This is a genomic window from Pinirhizobacter sp., from assembly GCF_035317885.1.
Classification (GTDB): Bacteria; Pseudomonadota; Gammaproteobacteria; order Xanthomonadales; family Rhodanobacteraceae; genus Pinirhizobacter.
On the sequence record NZ_DATHFX010000444.1, the window covers coordinates 1 to 5,422 of the forward strand.

The following is a 5,422-nucleotide window of genomic DNA, read 5'->3' on the forward strand; positions in this document are numbered from 1 at the left end:
CGCATGCCTGGTCAACCGCTACGCACCCGGTAGTCGCCTGACCATGCACCAGGACCGTGACGAGCGCGACGGCACCCAGCCCATCGTGTCGGTTTCCCTTGGTGTGCCGGCCACCTTCCAGTTCGGGAGCACCGAACGTGCCGGACCCAAGCAACGGGTGCCGCTGGTACACGGTGACGTGGTGGTCTGGGGCGGCCCTTCGCGCCTGGCCTACCACGGCGTCCTGCCTTTGAAGGAAGCATCGCATCCCCTTACCGGGGAATATCGCTTCAACATCACCTTCCGTGCGGCACGCTGGAAGGCTGAAGGCTGACCAAACGCCGGCCGGGCCGCCATAACCTGAGCAAGCGTGCAGTCACTTTCTTGCCATCAAGCTTGGTCACACATGCATACCAGGGTGGGAGTAACTTCAATGGGCAAGGCAAGTCGGCTGGGTTTCCTTCGCTGGACCGCTCTCTACGCGGCCATTGCCGCCGTTTCGGCATGTCATTCCGATAGCGACAACGCCATGGCCGCGACCGATCCCCAGGCGAGCCTCGCGGCATCGACGCCAGCCGTGCAGCCACCGCCGGCCCAGGACAACGCCGCCCAAGACCAGGGGGCGCCGGACCAAGGCGGGCAGGACCAAGGCGGGCAACCCTCCGCCGAGCAGCTCTACCAGCTCGTATCACCCATAGCCTTGTTCCCCGACAAGCTCGTGGCGCAGACACTTGCCGCATCCACCTATCCCGACCAGGTGAGTTCGGCCAATTCCTGGATGGCCGAACACAACGGCGAGAAGCCTGATGCCCTGCAGGATGAAGCGAGCCAGCAGCCGTGGGATCCGAGCGTCAAGGCACTGACCGCCTTCCCCGCCGTGCTCGACCAGTTGGCCCGCAACATCGACTGGACCACTTCGCTCGGCCAGGCCTATGCAAACGATCCCAACGATGTGCTCAACGCCATCCAGGTGATGCGCCAGCGCGCGCAGGCGAAAGGCAACTTGAAGACCACGCCGCAGCAGAAGGTGGAGGTGGTCGACAGCTCCAGTTATCAGCCGCCGGAGTACGCCGACGACGGTACGGTCTATGAGGAAAGCAGCACCACCATTATCGAGGCGCCGCCGCAGACCATCGTGATCGAACCTGCGGAGGAGGACGTGGTGTACGTGCCCAGCTACGACCCCGCCTTGGTGTACGGCGAAACCGACTACGTTTACCCGGGCTATGCCTGGCGTCCGGCGCCGCGCTTCACCACCGGCGAGATCATCGCCACCGGCGCCATCGCCTTCACCGCCGGCGTGCTGATCGCAAGCGCCTTCGACCATCACCATGATCGCCGCGATTACGGCTGGCACGCCTGGAACGTGAACTGGGGCGGCCGCCATGGCGGCCCCGGACCAGGCGGAGGTTATCGTGGACCGCGCCCGGCCGTGGTCTACAACAACCACACCTATGTCACCCGCCGCACGGTGATCAACAACCGCGTCAACAATGTCACCATCAACCGCAACATCAATAACACGATCGACAATCGCGGCCGCCAGGATCACAACGGCCAGGCCAACCGCTTTGCACCGCAGGCAGGTGCGCGGCCAGGCTTGCCCAACCCCGACGCGAACCATCGCCCAGGTGCCCAGGGCCCTGCCAATCGCCCCGGCACGCCCAACGGCCGTCCCGACATCGCCCATATGCAGCGTCCGAACTTCACCCCGCAGATGCTGCAGCAACATGCGCAGCCGGCGGACCGCGGACGGCCGGGCCAACCGAACGTCGCCCAGGGACATGCACCACCGCAGACCGGTGCCGCCAATCCCATTCGCAACACGATGCAAGACTCGCACCGCGACCGTAGCTTCGGGCAACCGGCCAATGTAGCCGGTCAACAGCCACGCACCCCCGGCAACGGCATCGCACCAACGCCCCATGCGTCGCCACAGCAGCGCTTCACCAATCGTCCGCAGTCCCAGCCCCGACACGTGGATCCGACACCGCATGCGCAGCCCGGTGGCCAGGGCTTCCAGCCACGGCCGGAACAGGCAATGCATCACGCTGCCCGGCCGGAGACCGCCGCCCCGTCACGGCCGAGCTTCGAACAACACCAGTCGCCCCGGCCTAACGTCCAGCAGCCGCACATGCAGCAGCCCCATATGGAACAACACGCCGCACCGCGACCGGAACAGCATCGCGAAGCCCCGCGCGGTGGTGGCGGCCGCCCGCAGCCGCATGACGACAAGAAGAAAGATAATCACTGACGCAAAAAGAAACCCGCCTTGAGCGGGTTTCTTTTTGCAGCGTGTGGCGGTGAAGCTTAGCGCTTGCCCGACGGGTAATCGCGGGTGTCGGCGCCAATGTATATCTGGCGCGGACGGCCGATGCGCGAGCCCGGGGTTTCGTGCTGCTCGATCCAGTGGGCGATCCAGCCGGATGTGCGCGCGATGGCGAACATCACGGTGAACATCTCCGTGGGGATGCCCAGCGCCTTGTAGATCAGGCCGGAATAGAAATCGACGTTCGGGTACAGCTTGCGCTCGACGAAGTAGTCGTCCTTGAGCGCCGCTTCCTCCAGCTTCAGGGCGACGTCGAGCAGCGGATCGTTGACACCGAGCTCGTTGAGCACCTTGTGGCACATCTCGCGGATGATCTTGGCGCGCGGGTCGAAATTCTTGTACACGCGGTGGCCGAAGCCCATCAGGCGGAAGCTGTCGTTCTTGTCCTTGGCGCGCTTGACGGCGGTCTCGACGTTGTCGGGCGAGCCGATCTCGTTGAGCTGCTTGAGCACCGCCTCGTTGGCGCCGCCGTGGGCCGGGCCCCACAGCGCGGTGATGCCGGCGGCGATCGATGCGTAGGGATTGGCCCCGGTGGAACCGACCAGGCGGACCGTGGAGGTGGAAGCATTCTGCTCGTGGTCGGCGTGCAGGATAAAGAGCAGGTCCAGCGCCTTGGCGGCCACCGGATTCAATTCCAGCGGCTCGCTGGGCACTTCGAACATCATGTGCAGGAAGCGCTCGACGTACTCGAGGTTGTTGCGCGGATAGCGCAGCGGCCAACCCACCGAATAGCGGAAGCATGCCGCCGCGATGGTCGGCATCTTGGCGATCAGGCGAACGGCGGCGAGCTTGCGGTCCGCCGGATCGTCGACGTTGAGGTCGTCGTGGTAGAAGGCCGACAGCGAGGCGACGGACGCGGCCAGGATGGCCATCGGGTGCGCATCGTGGTGGAAGCCCTTGAAGAAGTCCTTCAGGGACTCGTGCATCATCGTGTGATGCGTGATGTCGTGCTCGAAGCTGGAGAACTGCTGTTTGTTCGGCAATTCGCCGTTGAGCAGCAGGTAGGACGTTTCCAGGAAGTTAGACTTCTCTGCCAGCTGCTCGATCGGGTAGCCGCGATAGAGCAAGATTCCGGCGTCGCCATCAATGTAGGTGATGGCGCTCTTGGTGCTGGCGGTGCTGCCGTAGCCTGGGTCGTAGGTGAAGTGACCGGTGTCCTTGTACAGCGTGGCGATGTCGATGCAGTCAGGCCCGAGCGTACCGCCCACCAGGGGTAGCTGGCTTGAGCGCTTGTTGGACTCATCGACGAGGTTGACGATCTTGGCGTCGGACACGGCGTGCTCCTTGGTTCGCCGGGAACGAAGCCAAGGCCCCGCTACCGGTATTGGTATGTGGGAAGCCGCCTGGGGAGGGGCGGCCAAGCATGCCCGGGGGCAATGCATCGGGGCATTATCGCATATCGACCCCGGGAACATGCGTTGGCGCATGGGCTGGACAGCCGCAAAAAAACACGGGGCGGGCCCGTGGGCCCGCCCCGTGTCGGTACACCATGTCCGCCGCCCCGCAGGCGGCGCGTGGTGTTTTAGCTCTTCTTGCCGGCAGCAGCCAGGCGCTGGCGGAACTTGTCCACGCGGCCGCCGACGTCGAGCGTCTTCTGCTTACCCGTGTAGAACGGGTGCGAATGGCTGGAGATATCAACCTTGATCAGCGGGTATTCGTTGCCGTCTTCCCACTTCACGGTTTCCTTGGCGGACATCGTGGAACGGGTAAGGAACGAGAAATCCGAGGAGAGGTCCTGGAAAACGACCGAGTGGTACTTGGGATGGGCGTCTTGCTTCATGGTATTGACTCGAATGCGGGGCGAAAAGACGGGTATTGTAGCGTCGCACCCGGACCGCCGCAACTTGGGGCCAGTGACGGACATTGGGGGTCACAGTGAATACTCTGACCCCGGCTGCGCTTCAGGCCCCCAGCGCCCGGGCGATCATGGCCCCGAAGCGCTCGGAGTCCACGTCCAGCACGATCCGGGCATTGGGGGCATGGCCGAGCCGGCGCTGCCAGTCGACCACGGTCGCCCCTCGGGTCAGGCGCCCGTCCAGTTCGATGGCGACGTGGCGGGTTTCCGCCCGGGTAATGATGGCCGGATCCAGTGCCACGGCCATGGCCAGCGCGTCGGCGGCGATGAAGCCCCGGCGCTCGTGGCGCGCATTGAAAGCCCGGGCCACCTGGAAGATCTTGCCGAAGAGCTCCGCCCGGGCATCGCCGGCGGCAAGCCAGGCGTCGAGCAGAGTGTCGTCGAAGGCGTGCCGCACGGTGGCTTCCCAATCGACCAGGTCGAACATCCCGAAGGATTCGAACACCACCTGGGCGGCCTCCGGGTCGAAGCCGATATTGAATTCGGCCGGCACCCTGCCGGTGTTGCCATGGCCGGTGACGGCGCCGCCCATGATCACCAGGCGCTTGACCCTTTCAGGCAGGGTCGGGTCCAGTCTTAGCGCCAGGGCGAGGTTGGTGAGCGGGCCAAGGGCTACCAAGGTGAGTTCACCCGGACGTTCGCGGGTCAGCCGCAACAAGGCCAGCGCCGCATGTTCGTCCCTTGGCCTCGTGACGGGCCCGGGATAACCGACATCGCCGAAGCCATCCTTGCCGTGGACGAAGGCGGCGTCTTCCTCGGGCATGCGCACCAACGGGGTCGCACATCCGGGAAACACGGGAGTGGCCGACTTGACCACGTCCACCAGCCGGCAGGCGTTGCGCACCGTGTGCGCAAGGCCCACATTGCCCGCGGCGACGGTGAGCGCCGCGACATTAGCGTGCGCATGGGCCATGAGGATCGCCAGGGCGTCATCCACGCCAGGGTCAGTGTCGATCAGGAGCTGCGGCTTAGTCATCGGGCGTCCCAGCACGGGGAAAGACCGCGAAGGATAACCCAGGGCGTCAGCGGGGTCGAAACGGGGTCGGAGTATTCACTCCGACCCCCAACCACCCGTCAAAACGCTTTGTCAGGCGTGGACGTAGCGCGCCGCGTCGCCCACCCAACGGGTGACCAGTCGCTCGGCGAGCTCCGGATGCTTTTCAAGCAATTGCTCGCCCACCTCGTGCACGGTGGGCAACATGTCCGCATCACGCGCAAGGTCGGCAATGCGGAACTGCAACTGACCGGTCTGCCGTGGT

At 64.9% G+C, this 5,422-nt stretch carries 5 protein-coding genes; 2 read left to right on the top strand and 3 right to left on the bottom strand.

The genetic code is table 11. From position 1 onward, the window contains the following. Together VK519_RS14640 and VK519_RS14645 are read left to right on the top strand one after the other, a co-directional pair. A partial coding sequence (locus VK519_RS14640; RefSeq protein ID WP_324350947.1) for an alpha-ketoglutarate-dependent dioxygenase AlkB occupies nt 1–313 on the top strand: 313 nt, incomplete at its 5' end. A gap of 99 nt (nt 314–412) precedes the next feature. Beyond that, complete coding sequence (locus VK519_RS14645; RefSeq protein WP_324350949.1) at nt 413–2,233, top strand: DUF3300 domain-containing protein; 1,821 nt, start codon at nt 413–415, stop codon at nt 2,231–2,233. Nucleotides 2,234–2,289: 56 nt separating this feature from the next. Here VK519_RS14645 and VK519_RS14650 read toward each other — a convergent pair whose 3' ends face one another. The 3 genes from VK519_RS14650 to VK519_RS14660 all read right to left on the bottom strand — a co-directional run bounded on the left by VK519_RS14650 (nt 2,290) and on the right by VK519_RS14660 (nt 5,139). Continuing rightward, entirely contained in the window at nt 2,290–3,582 is a 1,293-nt protein-coding gene (locus tag VK519_RS14650; RefSeq protein ID WP_324350951.1) for a citrate synthase, read from the bottom strand. Between the two features lie 248 nt (nt 3,583–3,830). Further along, the gene (locus VK519_RS14655; protein ID WP_324350953.1) at nt 3,831–4,088 is read right to left on the bottom strand and encodes a type B 50S ribosomal protein L31; all 258 of its coding nucleotides are present in this window, start codon (nt 4,086–4,088) and stop codon (nt 3,831–3,833) included. Nucleotides 4,089–4,209: 121 nt separating this feature from the next. Then, on the bottom strand, nt 4,210–5,139 hold the full coding sequence (locus VK519_RS14660; protein WP_324350955.1) for a nucleoside hydrolase: 930 nt from the start codon (nt 5,137–5,139) through the stop codon (nt 4,210–4,212). Between the last annotated feature and the right edge of the window lie 283 nt (nt 5,140–5,422).

Bases quoted from the DNA above. Each gene is read 5' to 3' on its own strand.
- VK519_RS14660 (WP_324350955.1), bottom strand. From the start codon at position 5,139: ATGACTAAGCCGCAGCTCCTGATCGACACTGACCCTGGCGTGGATGAC.
- VK519_RS14645 (WP_324350949.1), top strand. From the start codon at position 413: ATGGGCAAGGCAAGTCGGCTGGGTTTCCTTCGCTGGACCGCTCTCTAC.
- VK519_RS14655 (WP_324350953.1), bottom strand. From the start codon at position 4,088: ATGAAGCAAGACGCCCATCCCAAGTACCACTCGGTCGTTTTCCAGGAC.